Origin of the sequence: Segatella copri (assembly GCF_026015295.1) — a bacterium.
Lineage (GTDB): Bacteria > Bacteroidota > Bacteroidia > Bacteroidales > Bacteroidaceae > Prevotella > Prevotella copri_C.
The window spans coordinates 3,844,182-3,859,406 of record NZ_JAPDUW010000001.1 but is presented as its reverse complement, the minus strand read 5'-3'; the positions used below and the strand labels follow the sequence as shown (position 1 = coordinate 3,859,406).

Below are 15,225 nucleotides of genomic sequence, written 5' to 3'. Positions count from 1 at the left end.
TCCCTCTTCACTTCCTAGTCCTGGAAGTAAACTCTCTTCACACGGTTGCTGATGGTGGTCAGTACCTCGTAAGGGATGGTCTCGAGGATATCGCTCAGTGTCTGGACAGGCAGATGCTCGCCGAAGATTTCTACCGAATCTCCTTCCTTGCAAGGGATGTCGGTCACGTCTATCATCGCCACATCCATACAGATGTTGCCCACATATTCTGCCTTCTGGCCGTTCACCAGACAGTAGGCATGACGGTTGCCCAGACGGCGGTTCAGTCCGTCAGCATATCCGATAGGGATGGCTGCGATGACGCTGTCTCTGTCGAGAATCGTCTTGCGGCTGTAGCCCACACTGTCACCTGCCTTCACGTTGTGCATCTGCAGAATGGTTGTCTTCAGGGTGCTCACGCAGTTGATGGTCTTGTTGTTGCGCGAATTGATACCGTAGAGTCCGAGTCCCAGACGGCACATATCCAGCTGGCGCTCCGGGAAGTGCTCGATACCTGCCGAATTGCAGATATGGCGCAAAATCTTATGGTCGAAGGCTGCCTGCAACTGCTTGCTGCCCTTGTCGAAGAGTTCAAACTGATGAGCTGAGAAATCATCGAAGCTGTCGTCATCACTGCCCACGAAGTGAGAGAACACAGAACGTGGGATGATGGCATTCTGGTGCTTCAGCTTGCCGATGAGTTCCTCCATATCGTTCTCAGGGTCGAAGCCCATGCGGTGCATGCCGGTATCCAGCTTGATATGGACAGGGAAACCGGTTACTCCCTCTTTCTCAGCTGCCTTGATGAGCGCATCGAGCAGACGGAAAGAGTAAACCTCCGGCTCCAGGTCGTAATCGAACATGGTCTTGAAGGCGGTCATCTCCGGATTCATGATCATGATGTTGCTGGTGATGCCGTTCTTGCGCAGCGTAACACCCTCATCGGCTACAGCCACAGCCAGATAGTCTACACGATGATCCTGCAGGGTCTTGGCTATCTCCACGGCACCTGCACCGTAGCCGTCTGCCTTAATCATGCATACCAGCTTGGTTTCCGGCTTCATAAACGCACGGTAGTAGTTCAGATTGGCTACCACGGCATTCAGATTCACCTCCAGCGTAGTCTCGTGTACCTTCTGTACCAGCAGTTCGGTGAGCTGGTCGAAGCCAAACTGACGGGCGCCTTTCAGCAGAATCACCTCATCGCGCAGGGAAGCAAACACCTCGCTGGCGATGAATTCCTCTACATTCGGGAAGAAGAACTTCTCTGAAATCTGAATCACATCGTGCTGCTTGCAGAGCTCAGGACCGATACCGATGAACTTTACCACGCCACGTTTACGGGCTAAATCGCTCACCTCTTTATATAATGCCTCCGGTGCCTGACCGCTCTGGTAGATGTCGCTCAATATCAGTGTATGGCGACGACCGCGATGGTCTGGACGGCGGTTCATGAAGTCGAGGGCGATATCAAGCGAATTGATATCACTGTTGTAGCTGTCGTTGATCAGCGTACATCCGTGCTGTCCTACCTTCACCTCCAGTCTCATTGCCACAGGTTCGAGCTGTGTCATGCGCTTGTCGATATCTTCAGCCGAAAGACCGAGTTTCGATGCCACGACAGCAGAGATGATGGCATTCTGTACAGATGCATCGTCGATGAACGGGATAGAGAAGCTGTCTTCCTCACCTTTATATATATAGGTAATCACGCTCACGCTCTGCTGCTTCTCGATGTTCTTTACATAGAAAGGAGCCTCCGCATTCTTGAGCGACCAGAAGAGTTTCTCGCCCTTATAGTCGGGATATTCGGCTATCACCTTGTTGATAACCTCGTCATCGCCATCATAGATTACGGTCTCTGCATCATGGAAGAGGATGAGTTTCTCCCGGCATTTCTCCTCCAAGGAAGAGAAGTTCTCCTGATGCGCAGCACCCAGATTGGTCAGTACGGCGATGGTTGGCTGGATGATGTCACGCAGGGCAAGCATTTCGCCAGGCATACTGATACCTGCCTCGAAAACGCCCACCTGGGTCTGCTCGTTCATCAGCCACACCGACAATGGCACACCTATCTGAGAGTTGTAACTGCGCGGACTGCGGGTAACAAACATGCTTGGCGAGAGCAGCTGGTAGAGCCACTCCTTGACCATGGTCTTGCCGTTTGAACCCGTGATGCCTACGATAGGGATGTTAAACTCGTCACGGTGGCGCTCAGCCAGACGCTGGAGAGCCTCGAGCGTGTTTACTACCTTCAGGAAGTTGGCTCCCGGATAATCAGAAGCATAGCCCTTAGGCACATTCGTTACAACAAAGTTTTTCACACCTCTGCGATACAACTCAGGGATGTAGTTATGACCATCATTACGCTCCGACTTGAGCGCAAAGAACAGAGTTTCCTCTGGGAAACAAAGTGAACGACTATCGGTCAGGATAAAACCGATGTTGGTATCATTGTCTCCATAGCGACGCGCACCTATCAGTGTGGTTACCTTTTCAATAGTATATGTCATTGTCTTGTTATTTAAATATTCTTTATTTTATAAGAGATGATATTTCTCCATTTTATAAGAGATGATATTTCTCCTCAAATTGTCTTTTCTTCTCTTCCGTCCTGGCGATGAACTTCTGGTGTTCCTCGCTCTCGGGATGAAAGGGCTTATGGCCGAGTGCTTCGCGGATAGGCTTCCAGTCTTCCAGAAACTGCTCTGCTGCCTTGCCGAAGTAAGTTGCCCGGAACCGCTCCCAGATATATTCCACAGCCTGTTCGCTCGGGTGCAGCATGTCTTCCTTGTAGAAGCGGTAGTCACGGAGTTCATCGTTCATAATCTCGTAAGCCGGGAAATAGCTCACCACCCCCGGATTCTCCTTCACCAACTTATCGGCTGCCAGCAGGAGCGTAGCCTTCGAAAGCTGACTCCCGTGATAGCCGTATTTCGCATAGCGGATAGGGCTTACCGTGATGATGACCTTCAGAGTGCCTTCACTGCCATCAGATGCTGCAGTCTGCGATTTCAGCAGATTGATAGCCTTCTGCAGATAGCCGGCACATTCGTCCACGCTCAGTTCCCGCTCTTCGAAGAGGCGCTGCGGGCGCTTCTGGCAGTTGTCCACTATCTCGCCCGTCTCCTTCAGGATATACACATGGTTGGTACCCAGCGTAAAGACAGCCACCCGGGGACGGACCTCGGAACATTTCTCTACCGTATGGAGAATGCTTGCCGGATTATACATCACCCCGAAGGGATTCACCGTAGCCCGGAAGCGGTTCTCCACAAACCGCCTACCCAGATTGTCGGCAAAGCAACTGCCCACAAAGAGCATCCGCTCTGCCGCCCCTATCTCGAAGTCGGCCTTCGGAATATCTATTTCTGTGCGAAACAGCATAAGTCTTTCTCCTTTTTATTCATTCACTTCCGGAGAAGCCTTCTTGCGTTTTCTCACCTCAACCACTACACCTATTATAATAAGGAGAGCCAGAACGCCATAACCGATGTAAGCCACCGTCTCGGTATTCTTGAGCGACTGAGGATGGAAATCGAGCACTACCTTGTGGCTGCCTGCTTTCACGTTCAACGCACGCAGAATATAGTTCACTCTGCCCAGCTCAGCCGGCTGTCCATCAACCGTAGCCGTCCAGCCCGGATAGTAAATCTCAGAGAATACGATCACGCCGCCCTTGCTCGACTTCACCTCGTAAGTCAGGTTGTTCGGCTTATACTGCGTCATCTTCACCACCGAAGTATCATCCTGCTTCACGCTCTGCGCCAGCTGTTCCTTGAATTTGGCTTCAGCCACAGCCACATGTCGGAGGTTCACCTTGCCCACGCCATCGATTTCCTCGTTGGCATTGTTCACATACTTCACCTCGTCTACGAACCATGCATTGCCGTAGGCATACGGATTCTGAACCGGAACGGTCTGTCCGCCCTGCAGCGGCATGATGAAGTATTTGGTATTCAGCATGTTCAATACCGGATAGATACTGTCGCCGTTCACCTTGGTCATATCGCCGCCCGCAGCAGCTACCGCCTGCATCGTCTTCTGCATTTCAGGAGCGATATGTGCATCAATCATCTCCTGGTAGCGACGGAGCTTGGCTGGATGATAACCGCCGATGCTCTTGTGGTAGTAAGAGGTCTCGTTCTCATTGAATGTATTCGATGCCAGATTCAGCACACGGTAGTCGAGTGCCTTGTCACGGCAGATAATCTTGTCGGTCTCGGTCATCTGCTGCGGTGTATCGCGCTGCGCCTTGTCCACGAACATATCATCGTAGAGATAGCGCTTGTTCACCATCCACATATCCACCAGACAGAGCACGGCGATACCGGCAATCATATATTCCTTGCCCAGCTTCTTCATCTTGAAGAGCATCAGCAATGCCGAACCGATGAGGATAATCCAGAACGAACGCCAGCAGTCGGATGTGAAGATGCCCTTGCGGATATCTGTCAGATTGCTCATGATTGGAGAGATATACTCCTGAGGCAACTGCTGCAGCGCCTGTGTCTCCTGTACCGATACGAAATCAGGGAAGAATACGCCCGGCATGATGGCAAAGAGCAGACAGAAGCCTGCTGTCAGACCGAAACTGGCATATACATATTTTATCTTCTCTGTCAGAATCTCCGGCTCATCCACAATCTTCTTCAGCGCCATCATCGCCAGGAGCGGGATGGTGAATTCTGCGATAACCAGGATAGATGCCACCGTTCGGAACTTGGCATACATCGGCACATAATCGAGGAAGAAATTGGTAAACGGCATGAAGTTTCTACCCCAAGCGAGCAGGATGCTCAGGATGGTGGCAGCAAGCAGCGCCCACTTCATCGGACCCTTCACGATAAACAGACCGAGGATAAAGAGCATACAGACGAAGGCGCCTACATATACCGGTCCGCTCGTTCCCGGCTGGTTGCCCCAGTACTGTCCCAGCTGCTGGTAAATCTGAACGAAGTTAGGATCAGCCTTCTCCATCGCCTGCTGGTTCTGTGCCAACGGAACTGAGGCACCGCCCTTGGCATCCGGAATCATCAGCGTCCAGGTTTCGTCGATACCATAGCTCCACTGTGTGATATAGTCTCTATCCAGACCGCTGCTGGTCTGGTTAGCCACATTTTTCTTTACTAGTTCGCTCTTTCCACGCATGGTTTCCTGACCATACTGCCAGGTATGATAAAGGTTCGAGAGGTTGAGTGAGATACCGATGAGGGCACCCACCACGCATACCGCCGTAGCCTTTCCGAAGCGTGCGAGTTCACCTTTCTTGATGGCATCTGCCAGAAAGGCAATCACCATGAAGAGGATGATAAAGAGGTAGTAATAAGTCATCTGCACGTGGTTAGCCTGCACCTCGAAAGCCGAGAAGATGGCAGTAAGGAGCAGTCCCTTGAGATACTTGCCCCGATAGGCAAGCACCACGCCCGCAATCATCGGAGGCAGATAAGCCAGCGCCCATACCTTCCAGATATGTCCGGCAGCGATGATGATGAAAAAGTAGGACGAGAATGCCCAGATGATACTTCCCAGCGCCGCCAGTGACTGTCTGAAGTTGAAGGCACGCAGCATGATATAGAAGCCCAGGAGGTATACGAAAACATACCATACATAGTCTGGCAACCACAGATGATATGCCTTCACAATCTGGCTGAGCACCTGATTACTGTCATACGAAGGCGACATCTGATAGGTAGGCATACCGCCAAACACCGAGTTCGTCCATCGTGTAGTCTCTCCCGTCTGCTGCTGGAAGAGTTCCTTTTCATGTCCCAGTCCCTTTCCTGCTGCTGCATCATGTCGGAAGAGGATTCGTCCGTCCATATCGGCAGGCATAAAGTAGACGAAGGAGATGATTGCAAATGCAATAACTACCAGAATATCCAGTAGATACTTCTTCAAAAATTTCATATTTCTATATAAACGTTTATAATTTGAAGGCAAAGATAGCACAAATTGGAGACAAAACAAAAAAATATAGCAAAAATTTATATTTTTTTTGTTGAGAAAGTTGTATTAGGTCAGAAATAGGGGTTCCCCTCTATCATTTAGGGAAACACTCACTGCCGTTTCGTTTTTTATCCCTACCTTTGCACCGTAAAACAAGTTTCTTCAAACAGAATATATTAATGTATAAAAGAATAAGAATTATGAAAAGATTAGCATTCATCATGATGGCATTGCTCCTGGCTCTGATGCCGGCAGCAGCACAGAATTATCGTGACAGCAGATATTATAACAAGCAGACGGGGCATCTCGACTACCGTTACAACCACAACTACGGCAGTCCGTATTACGGATTCCGCATCGGTCCTGCCTTCACCTTTGTCAATTCCGACGATTCCCGTCTGGATGGTGGCGACTGGCAGACCGGCCTGAATGTGGGCGTAGTAGCCGGCATCCCATTGACCGACAGCGCCCCACTCTATCTCGAAACCGGACTTTCATATATAGAGAAAGGTGGCAAGAAGGATCTTCCTGAAGGCAAGAAGATGACCTACGATCTCAATTATCTTGAGATTCCAGCCGTACTGAAGTACAAGTACGAGGTAGACGACCACTTCTCCATCCAGCCTCAGGTAGGCGGCTATTTTGCCGTAGGTGTAGGAGGCAAGATCAAGAACTTTGCCGAGCGTGAAGCAGAGAGTTCGTTTAAGGATGCAAACTTCCGCCGCCTTGATGGTGGTATCCGCATCGGCTGCGGCATCGGCTACGACATGTTCTATGCCGATCTCACATACGATATCGGTCTTGCCAACATCTGCCACGACAGTTTCGACAAATCGCGCAATGGAGCCCTCCAGCTCAATTTCGGAGTTAACTTTTAGGAAACCTCGGCAGTAACCCAGTTCTTGAACTTCACGGTAGTAGAAAGCTTAGAGCCGAGAACCAAAGCATAGGAACCGCTCTCGTTAACATAGAGCATCTGTTGGGCACAGAACTGCGGTTCTCCTTTTTTAAAAAACTACCCATGCACCCTAAAACAGGGGGCATGGGTAAGACCATCCGTATTCAGTATTCAGTTATTCAGTTTTTTTTAAACCCTTACATGGATAAAGGGTTTGAAAACCCGAAAGAAAGGGATTGGTTATTTTGTAATGTATTTTTATTATTATATTATATTATATATATTATATATATTATATATATAGATATACAGATAGTATATAAACTTTACTTTTTAGGGGGGGGAAGTAACCCCTTAAAAAAAAACTGAATAACTGAATACTGAATAAGGTGCTGTGTTTTCTTCTCTTTAACTCTATGTTTTCTCTTCTGAAAAAGTATGAGTTGCGGGGCGCAAAACGGCGAGTTAGATTGTTTAACAGTTTTCGGATTGAAAGCGTGCTGAAAATCGCGCTTTATCACACGCTGAAATTAGGTGGTATCGGGAAATTGCAGTATCTTTGCACTGTGATTCAAGAAGGCTTGTGCACCCCACCAAGTCAACATTCAACATTCAACATTAAAACTAAAGATTATGGAACAGAAAGGAACATTGAAATATCGTAAAGTACAGCGCACACCTCAGACTGGTGAAAACGCAGGTAAGAAGAAGTGGTATGCTACTTCGGTAACCGACCGAAGCCCCCGGTTCATCACGCATCGGGGGCTTTTTTACTTTTTTACCTTTAAAAGCCTTTTTCCTTAAAAACTCCTTAAACTTTGCTACTCTCTGCAATATTTTTAGTAACTTTGCACCCAAAAGTTAGTATACAAGATGAAAATAGGAATTATCGTTGCGATGGACAAGGAGTTCGCGCAACTCAAAACATTATTGACCGAATCGCAGGTTGAGAGAAAAAATTATAAAGACTTCGTTATCGGAAAGATAGGCAATAACGAGGTGGTGATGCAACAATGCGGCATCGGTAAGGTGAACAGTACCATAGGTGCCGTGGAAATGATTGACAACTATCACCCTGACCTCGTCATCTCTTCAGGCGTGGCTGGAGGCGCTGATATCACCCTCAACGTGACGGAGGTGGTAGTGGCTACCAACTGCGTTTACCACGATGCCTACTGCGGCGAGGAATGCGAATTCGGACAGATTCTGGGCATGCCGGCTTCCTTCAAAACACCTAAGGAATATGTGGAGAAGGCACTCGCCATCAACAACCTGCCGGGCAATAGGCACCCGAAGATCCACGCCGGACAGATTGTGAGCGGCGAATGGTTTGTAGACAGCAAGGAGAAGATGCGCTCTATCCTGGAACACTTCCCTCAGGCGATGGCGGTGGATATGGAGAGCTGCTCTATCGCCCAGACCTGCCACATCTACAAGACACCTTTCATCTCCTTCCGCATCATCAGCGATGTACCGCTGAAAGATACCAAGGCACAGCAGTATTTCGACTTCTGGGCTAAAATGGCTGAAGGCTCTTTCAATGTTACCAAGGCTTTCCTCGAAAGTCTTTAGAAGTGTTGAATGTTGAGTGTTGAATGTTGAATGATTCTTCACTCAATATTTAACACTCAACATTCAACACTCAACACTCAACATTCAACACTCAACATTCAACATTATAAAAAAGATGAATAAGATTCCAAGTTTTACAATCAATCACAATAAGCTGCTCCGCGGCATCTACGTGAGCCGTAAGGACGAAGTAGGCGGAGAAGTCATCACAACATTCGATATCCGCATGAAGGTGCCTAACCAGGAGCCTTGTCTGCACAATGGCGCCATCCATACCATTGAGCATCTGGCTGCCACCTACCTGCGCAACGACGAGGAGTGGAAGGACCGCATCATCTACTGGGGACCGATGGGATGCCTCACGGGCAACTATCTCCTTATCAAGGGCGACCTGGAGAGCAAGGACATCGTGGAACTGATGAAGCGCACCTTTAAGTTTATCGCCGATTTCGAGGGTGAGATTCCGGGACAGGCGGCAAAGGACTGCGGCAACTACCTGCTCCACGACCTGCCTATGGCGAAATATGAAGCCAGAAAATATCTGGATGAGGTACTCTGCTGCATCAGGGAAGAAAACCTCATCTACCCTACCCAGGATTAGAAACAAAAAAATATGGCAAGCTTACCACTTAAGCTTGCCATATTTTTCTTTATACCATAACTGCCAGCCATTCACCAGATTCTGCCATACTACATAGGCACCCGGTGCTACGGCAGCAAGAGGATTCAGGAAGGTGAGGGTGAGCCAGATACCCACTACCGTATTCTTCTGTCCCAACGCCTGACCGGCACTGATACTCGCACCGAAATGCCTGCCTACCGCCTTGCCGATGGCAAACTGGAGGAGACATACCAGCAGCGGTACAAAGAGCAGCAGAAGCATCGTTACGCCCGATACCTCGGCATGGAGCATGTTGCGAACCGTTTCGCCCATCAGTATCGTAAGGTTGAAACACCACATATAAAAACCCAAATCCTTTACATTCTTCACCTTATCCACCCATTTTGGCAGGAACCGGCGGCTCAGCAAGGCAAGCAGCAGAGGCACCACCAGCACGGTAGTGACATTGCGGAACACCATCGCACTCATCATGAGGAACGATACGTCTGCCCCCTTCTCTACCATCGGGAAAAGACTCGGAATGATGATCATCGTAAAAATGTTGGCGATGACCGTATAGGTGGTCAGCGAACCGATACTGCCGCCCAACTTCTCCGTAACCACAGCCACGGCGGCAGCCGTAGGACAGATGAAACAGATGAAGGCACCCTCGAGAACCAGTTTGGTACTGTAATCGGAACCGAACTCGAAGATGAGCACCACCATCATCAATGCCAGCGAGGTGCGGATGAGCTGGAGGATGAAATGCCACGCCTTAGGCTTCATCTCCTTGATTTCTATCTTACAGAAAGTAACATAGAGCAGGGAGAACAGCACTACCGGCATCAGACTTACCAACCTCGGACCACAATAATCGCCAATGGGCACCAGGAAGGGCACATTGGCGAATATCAGGTAGCCCAATGCTCCCATAACCAGGGAGCAGGGCAATGAAAACTTTCTAAAAAATCTCCACAAAAACATTTCTGTTTAGTCTTTGTTGCTGCGCTTGCGCTTCAGGTGATCAAGCTCAATCTTGCGCATACGCATGTTCTTTGGAGTTACCTCTACGTACTCGTCCTCACGGATATACTCCAGGCACTCCTCAAGACTCATCACGGTCTTAGGAATCACGCGGGCCTTATCGTCAGAACCGGAAGCACGCACGTTGGTAAGCTGCTTAGCCTTGGTTACGTTGACTACCAGGTCGTTGTCGTGAACATGCTCACCTACAACCTCGCCTCCGTAAACTTCCTCACCCGGATCGATGAAGAACTTACCGCGATCCTGCAGCTTATCGATGGCGTAAGCAAAGGCAGTACCGGTTTCAAGCGCAATCATGCTACCGTTAGAACGGCGGCTGATTTCACCCTTGTATGGCTGATACTCCTTGAAGCGGTGAGCCATGATAGCCTCGCCCTGAGAAGCGGTAAGCACGTTGGTACGCAGACCGATGATACCACGTGATGGGATATCGAACTCGATGTCTACACGCTCGCCCATGTTCAGCATAGAGGTCATATCACCCTTGCGGCGGGTTACCATATCAATCATCTTAGAAGCAAACTCCTCTGGTACATTGATGGTCAACTCCTCTACAGGCTCGCACTTCACACCGTCAATCTCCTTGTAGATAACCTGAGGCTGACCTACCTGGAGCTCATAGCCCTCGCGGCGCATGGTCTCGATGAGTACAGAGAGATGGAGCACACCACGGCCTGATACAATCCACTTATCGGTAGAATCCTCGTAAGGCTGTACGCGGAGAGCGAGGTTCTTCTCGAGCTCCTTGTTCAAGCGCTCCTGGATGTGGCGTGATGTACAGAACTTGCCTTCCTTACCGAAGAATGGTGAATCGTTGATGGTGAAGAGCATGCTCATGGTAGGCTCATCGACAGCGATTGGAGGCAGTGGCTCTGGGTTCTCGAAGTCGCAGATGGTATCACCAATCTCAAACTTCTCCAAGCCGACAACGGCACAGATATCGCCTGAATCTACATGATCGGTCTTCTTATGACCCATACCCTCGAAGGTGTGGAGCTCCTTGATCTTGGTCTTCTCCTGGGTTCCGTCGCGGTGGCAGATAGTAACGTTCATGCCGTCCTTCAATGTACCACGGTGAACACGACCTACGGCGATACGACCAGTATAAGAGCTGTAATCGAGTGATGTGATAAGGAGCTGTGGAGTACCCTCGAGCTGCTTAGGAGCAGGGATAACCTCAATAATCTTATCGAGCAGATAATCGATATTGTCTGTTGGATGATTATAGTCCTCGCCCATCCAACCGTTCTTGGCAGAACCGTAAACTACAGGGAAGTCGAGCTGGTCTTCTGTAGCATCGAGGTCGCACATCAGGTCGAACACCATCTCGTACACCTCTTCAGGGCGACAGTTAGGCTTATCTACCTTATTAACAACAACGATAGGCTTCAGTCCGAGCTGCAATGCCTTCTGGAGCACGAAACGGGTCTGAGGCATTGGACCCTCGAAAGCATCGACGAGGAGGAGGCATCCGTCTGCCATGTTGAGCACGCGCTCAACCTCACCACCGAAGTCAGAGTGTCCAGGAGTATCGAGGATATTAATCTTAGTACCTTTCCAGTTGATAGATACATTCTTTGAGAGAATGGTTATACCACGCTCGCGCTCCAAGTCGTTGGAATCGAGCACTTCGCCGCTGTTATCCTGGCCGTCGCGGAACAGCTTACCGGCGAGCATCATCTTGTCGACCAATGTAGTCTTACCATGGTCAACGTGTGCAATAACTGCAATGTTTCTAATGTCTTGCATTTTAATTTTTACCTTAAATACTTAAATTTGGGTGCAAAATTACAAAAAAATCCCGAAATGTTTGCATAATTCGGCAAAAAGTTGTATCTTTGCACCGCATTTTTAATGAAACCGCCGTGAGGAAGGTCATCAGATGCACAAAATTAAACATATTCATATTTTATTAAATTAAGTTTTTACAGCTATGTATTTAGACAAAGCAAAAAAAGAAGAGATCTTTAGCAAGTACGGAAAGTCTAACTCTGATACTGGTTCAGCTGAGAGCCAGATAGCATTGTTCTCATACCGTATTGCTCATTTGACGGAACATGTTAAGAAGAACCGTAAAGATTATACTACAACACGTGCGTTGACACAGCTTGTAGGAAAGCGTCGTGCATTGCTCGATTACCTGTATGATCGCGACATCAATCGCTATCGTGCTATCATCAAGGCCCTCGGTCTTCGTAAGTAATCAGCTTAGGCAGACACATTGCTTAACAGAACAGAATCCCATCGTTCGCAAGAGCGATGGGATTTTTCTTGCTTACTCATAAATAAAAAAAGAATATGATTCATTTCTTAGAACAGCACTTTGTAGAACTTGTAACCATAACCAGCATCATCTATCTGACGCTGGCAACCATCCTGTTGCTCTACCAGACACCTGATACAGCCGTTTATAAAACTTTCCGCAGATCTAAAAGACTGATGGCAGGCGGAATGATGCTCATCAGCCTGAATATATGGATCTGGATAGCTTCATTTACAGGAAGCTGGACGGAATATAACAACTGGGTTCCCTGTTTCGACATCATCCTCTTCTATCTGATGGGCATCTGCTTTAGCTTCTCGCTCAGCAGTCTGCTCGACCCTCATTATATCTCCCGGAAGCGCTGCAGGACGATAGCCGTAAAGTTCACAATGACGGCTTTCTTCGCCCTTATCGCCATGACAGATGCGCTGAAGGCATACCAGATACCCCTGCTGCTTATCGCCCTGATAGGACTGCTGGAGATGCTCATAGGGCATATCTACTACTTCAACAAGTGCTATCTGAGAAGCAACGCCCTCTTCGAAAACTACTTCTCGAACGAGAAGAGCCATTTCATCAGATGGCTCAAGGTGAGCCACTGGCTCTTCTACGGCATGCTGATACTGGGCGTGATATCTATCCGTACGGGTGCCCTATTCAACTGGCTGGTGCAATTCTATGTGGTAGGCATGAACCTCTATATTCTGGTAAACATCATCAACTATGCCTCAGAATACGAGACGCTGATGAAGGCAGACTGCGATAAGACGGAAGAAGAAAAGAGCGGAGAAGCCAGTCCGAAGAAAGCCTACATCGAAACGCTGCGCCCTAGAGTAACGGAATGGATTCAGGAGAAATCGTATCTGAAGGACCAGTTCACGATAGATGATCTTGCCACCAAGCTGTATACCAACAAGACCTACCTCTCCTCCTTCATCAAGGAAGAATTCGGCATGAACTTCAGCAGTTGGATAGCGAGTCTGCGCCTGGAAGAAGCCAAGAAAATGATGAGCGAGCATCCTGATGCCAAGCTGAAGGATATCGCCTACAACGTAGGTTTCTCCTCGCTGCCCTACTTTTCGAGCGTCTTTGCCAAATCAGAAGGTGTTACGCCATCTGCCTGGATGAAAGAACGCAGCAGGAATAAAGAAAGATAAGAAACAGAAAACGGGCTGGGAGCGAAAAAGCTCCTAGCCCGTTTTTGTATACTTGCTAAAAATAAATTACTTAAGTATCTCCTTCAGCGGTTTCATCACGAATTCACGCTCCTCCATCAACGGATGGGGAACCTTGAAATCGGGCTCATCTATCACCAAGTCATCTATCATCAGGATATCAATGTCGATGATGCGGTCCTGGTATTCGCCATCCACCGACTTCATGGTGCGCCCCATTTCGCGCTCTATGCGCTGGGTTGCCTCCAACACCTGGCGCGGAGCCATCGTGGTGAGAACCAGCACACAGGCATTGATATAGTCGTTGGGAGATGAATAGCCCCAAGGCTTGGTTTCGTAAAGAGCAGACTGGCGCTCTACCACACCAATCTGCTCTCCTATCTTTTCTATTACCTCGCGAATGTTGCGCTTTCGGTTGCCCAAATTCGTACCGAGACTTAAATATACCTGATACATACTTATTCACACTTTTATAAAATTGTGGATAACTAAGCTAAAACCCAGAATATCAACAACTTCTATGTGTATATAAACTGTTTATACCGCTGTTTAATCTGGAAGCATCAACAAAGAATCACCATAGCAGCCAAACATATAGCCATTCTTCACAGCCATCTTGTATGCCTCGTAAACCAGATCGTAACCGCCAAAGGCTGCAGTACTCATCATCAGGGTTGACTCCGGATGATAGAAATTGGCTACGGCACAGTCAGCAAGACCGAAATCGTATGGAGGGAAGATGAACTTGTTGGTCCATCCATCGAAAGCCTTCATCATACCATCGGTGCCTACAGCCGTTTCTGTTGCCTTCATCACGCTGGTACCGATAGCGCAGACGCGATGGCCGGCAAGCTTGGTCTTGTTAACCAGATCGCATGCCTCCTGGCTGATCATCATCTGTTCAGAATCCATCTTGTGCTTGGTAAGGTCCTCCACCTCAATATCGTGGAAGTTGCCCAGACCGCAATGCAGGGTGATATAAGCCTCGTTGATACCGTTGATTTCCATACGCTTCATCAGCTCGCGTGAGAAGTGAAGACCGGTAGCAGGAGCAGTAACAGCACCCTCTACCTCAGCGAAAACACACTGGAAATCATCCATATCATCCTCTGTAGCGTGATGATCCTCACGTGCATCGATAACGTAGCGAGGAAGCGGAGCCTCGCCCAAAGCGAAGAGCGAACGCTTGAAGACATCATGATTGCCATCCTCATCATAGAGGAAACGGAGGGTACGGCCACGGCTGGTGGTATTGTCGATAACCTCGGCAACCATCTCGTTGACATCATCGAAGAAAAGCTTGTTGCCGATACGGATCTTGCGGGCAGGCTCTACCAATACGTCCCAAAGGCGCATCTCAGGATTGAGCTCACGGAGCAGGAACACCTCAATCTTGGCATCGGTCTTCTCCTTGGTACCATAAAGACGGGCTGGGAAAACCTTGGTATTGTTGAAGATGAAGGTATCGCCCTCTTCGAAGTAATTCACGATATCCTTGAACTGCAGGAATACTGGATTACCATCGGCATCAACCATATCCTTGCCGTTTTCATCTTTCTTGTACATCTCGATGGTTTCTGACTTCTTGTGGAGAACCATGAGTCGGGACTCATCGCGGCGAGTAATCTCGAATGTACGTTCACCACTAGCCGTTTTTACCACGTGCTTTGCCTTATGTGGATAAAGTGCCACCTGATCTTTTGGCAACTTAAAGTTAAATTGTGATAGCTTCATGTTATATTTT

At 48.6% G+C, this 15,225-nt stretch carries 14 protein-coding genes; 6 read left to right on the top strand and 8 right to left on the bottom strand.

What is annotated here, in order from left to right; genetic code table 11:
- Positions 1-14: 14 nt before the first annotated feature.
- Genes ONT18_RS16000 through ONT18_RS15990 form a run of 3 tightly spaced genes read right to left on the bottom strand, consistent with a single transcriptional unit; the run spans position 15 to position 5,889 of the window.
- The gene (locus ONT18_RS16000) at positions 15-2,492 is read right to left on the bottom strand and encodes a bifunctional UDP-N-acetylmuramoyl-tripeptide:D-alanyl-D-alanine ligase/alanine racemase (RefSeq protein WP_264906729.1); all 2,478 of its coding nucleotides are present in this window, start codon (positions 2,490-2,492) and stop codon (positions 15-17) included.
- Between the two features lie 52 nt (positions 2,493-2,544).
- Positions 2,545-3,366, bottom strand: a complete 822-nt coding sequence (locus tag ONT18_RS15995; protein ID WP_264906727.1) for a GSCFA domain-containing protein — start codon at positions 3,364-3,366, stop codon at positions 2,545-2,547.
- Between the two features lie 15 nt (positions 3,367-3,381).
- Positions 3,382-5,889, bottom strand: coding sequence for a YfhO family protein (locus tag ONT18_RS15990; RefSeq protein WP_264906725.1), 2,508 nt, complete (start codon positions 5,887-5,889; stop codon positions 3,382-3,384).
- A 239-nt stretch (positions 5,890-6,128) separates the two neighbouring features.
- Between ONT18_RS15990 and ONT18_RS15985 the strand changes: the two genes are divergently transcribed.
- A complete protein-coding gene (locus ONT18_RS15985; protein WP_238405583.1) occupies positions 6,129-6,806 on the top strand; it encodes an outer membrane beta-barrel protein in 678 nt (225 codons plus the stop codon).
- Here the strand turns inward: ONT18_RS15985 and ONT18_RS15980 are convergent.
- A complete protein-coding gene (locus tag ONT18_RS15980; RefSeq protein ID WP_264906723.1) occupies positions 6,803-6,904 on the bottom strand; it encodes a BRO family protein in 102 nt (33 codons plus the stop codon). The two genes, ONT18_RS15985 and ONT18_RS15980, sit on opposite strands and share 4 nt — an antisense overlap.
- A 555-nt stretch (positions 6,905-7,459) precedes the next feature.
- Between ONT18_RS15980 and ONT18_RS15975 the strand changes: the two genes are divergently transcribed.
- From ONT18_RS15975 to ONT18_RS15965, 3 genes are all read left to right on the top strand, one after another.
- Positions 7,460-7,630: a hypothetical protein gene (locus ONT18_RS15975; protein ID WP_264906721.1), complete on the top strand. Its 171-nt coding sequence runs from the start codon at positions 7,460-7,462 to the stop codon at positions 7,628-7,630.
- A gap of 69 nt (positions 7,631-7,699) precedes the next feature.
- Positions 7,700-8,398 carry a 5'-methylthioadenosine/adenosylhomocysteine nucleosidase gene (locus ONT18_RS15970; protein WP_264906719.1) on the top strand — a complete coding sequence of 233 codons (699 nt, stop codon included), beginning with the start codon at positions 7,700-7,702 and terminating at the stop codon, positions 8,396-8,398.
- A gap of 115 nt (positions 8,399-8,513) precedes the next feature.
- Positions 8,514-8,999: an S-ribosylhomocysteine lyase gene (locus ONT18_RS15965; protein ID WP_117587516.1), complete on the top strand. Its 486-nt coding sequence runs from the start codon at positions 8,514-8,516 to the stop codon at positions 8,997-8,999.
- A 21-nt stretch (positions 9,000-9,020) separates the two neighbouring features.
- Here ONT18_RS15965 and ONT18_RS15960 read toward each other — a convergent pair whose 3' ends face one another.
- Positions 9,021-9,932: a transporter gene (locus tag ONT18_RS15960; protein ID WP_420377713.1), complete on the bottom strand. Its 912-nt coding sequence runs from the start codon at positions 9,930-9,932 to the stop codon at positions 9,021-9,023.
- A gap of 57 nt (positions 9,933-9,989) precedes the next feature.
- Positions 9,990-11,792, bottom strand: coding sequence for a translational GTPase TypA (typA, locus tag ONT18_RS15955; protein WP_022122064.1), 1,803 nt, complete (start codon positions 11,790-11,792; stop codon positions 9,990-9,992).
- A gap of 184 nt (positions 11,793-11,976) precedes the next feature.
- On the opposite strand from typA, the gene rpsO reads away from it, so the two are divergent.
- On the top strand, positions 11,977-12,246 hold the full coding sequence (rpsO, locus tag ONT18_RS15950) for a 30S ribosomal protein S15 (RefSeq protein WP_022122065.1): 270 nt from the start codon (positions 11,977-11,979) through the stop codon (positions 12,244-12,246).
- Between the two features lie 95 nt (positions 12,247-12,341).
- Positions 12,342-13,463, top strand: a complete 1,122-nt coding sequence (locus ONT18_RS15945) for a helix-turn-helix transcriptional regulator (protein WP_264906715.1) — start codon at positions 12,342-12,344, stop codon at positions 13,461-13,463.
- 66 nt (positions 13,464-13,529) lie between these two features.
- Here ONT18_RS15945 and folK read toward each other — a convergent pair whose 3' ends face one another.
- Together folK and queA are read right to left on the bottom strand one after the other, a co-directional pair.
- Positions 13,530-13,937 carry a 2-amino-4-hydroxy-6-hydroxymethyldihydropteridine diphosphokinase gene (gene folK, locus ONT18_RS15940; RefSeq protein WP_022122067.1) on the bottom strand — a complete coding sequence of 136 codons (408 nt, stop codon included), beginning with the start codon at positions 13,935-13,937 and terminating at the stop codon, positions 13,530-13,532.
- Between the two features lie 93 nt (positions 13,938-14,030).
- Entirely contained in the window at positions 14,031-15,215 is a 1,185-nt protein-coding gene (gene queA, locus ONT18_RS15935; RefSeq protein WP_006849071.1) for a tRNA preQ1(34) S-adenosylmethionine ribosyltransferase-isomerase QueA, read from the bottom strand.
- Positions 15,216-15,225 lie beyond the last annotated feature (10 nt).

Bases quoted from the DNA above. Each gene is read 5' to 3' on its own strand.
- ONT18_RS15970 (WP_264906719.1), top strand. From the start codon at position 7,700: ATGAAAATAGGAATTATCGTTGCGATGGACAAGGAGTTCGCGCAACTC.
- ONT18_RS15975 (WP_264906721.1), top strand. From the start codon at position 7,460: ATGGAACAGAAAGGAACATTGAAATATCGTAAAGTACAGCGCACACCT.
- queA (WP_006849071.1), bottom strand. From the start codon at position 15,215: ATGAAGCTATCACAATTTAACTTTAAGTTGCCAAAAGATCAGGTGGCA.
- ONT18_RS15990 (WP_264906725.1), bottom strand. From the start codon at position 5,889: ATGAAATTTTTGAAGAAGTATCTACTGGATATTCTGGTAGTTATTGCA.
- ONT18_RS15995 (WP_264906727.1), bottom strand. From the start codon at position 3,366: ATGCTGTTTCGCACAGAAATAGATATTCCGAAGGCCGACTTCGAGATA.
- ONT18_RS15965 (WP_117587516.1), top strand. From the start codon at position 8,514: ATGAATAAGATTCCAAGTTTTACAATCAATCACAATAAGCTGCTCCGC.
- ONT18_RS15980 (WP_264906723.1), bottom strand. From the start codon at position 6,904: ATGCTCTATGTTAACGAGAGCGGTTCCTATGCTTTGGTTCTCGGCTCT.
- folK (WP_022122067.1), bottom strand. From the start codon at position 13,937: ATGTATCAGGTATATTTAAGTCTCGGTACGAATTTGGGCAACCGAAAG.
- rpsO (WP_022122065.1), top strand. From the start codon at position 11,977: ATGTATTTAGACAAAGCAAAAAAAGAAGAGATCTTTAGCAAGTACGGA.
- ONT18_RS16000 (WP_264906729.1), bottom strand. From the start codon at position 2,492: ATGACATATACTATTGAAAAGGTAACCACACTGATAGGTGCGCGTCGC.
- ONT18_RS15960 (WP_420377713.1), bottom strand. From the start codon at position 9,932: ATGGGAGCATTGGGCTACCTGATATTCGCCAATGTGCCCTTCCTGGTG.
- ONT18_RS15985 (WP_238405583.1), top strand. From the start codon at position 6,129: ATGAAAAGATTAGCATTCATCATGATGGCATTGCTCCTGGCTCTGATG.
- ONT18_RS15945 (WP_264906715.1), top strand. From the start codon at position 12,342: ATGATTCATTTCTTAGAACAGCACTTTGTAGAACTTGTAACCATAACC.
- typA (WP_022122064.1), bottom strand. From the start codon at position 11,792: ATGCAAGACATTAGAAACATTGCAGTTATTGCACACGTTGACCATGGT.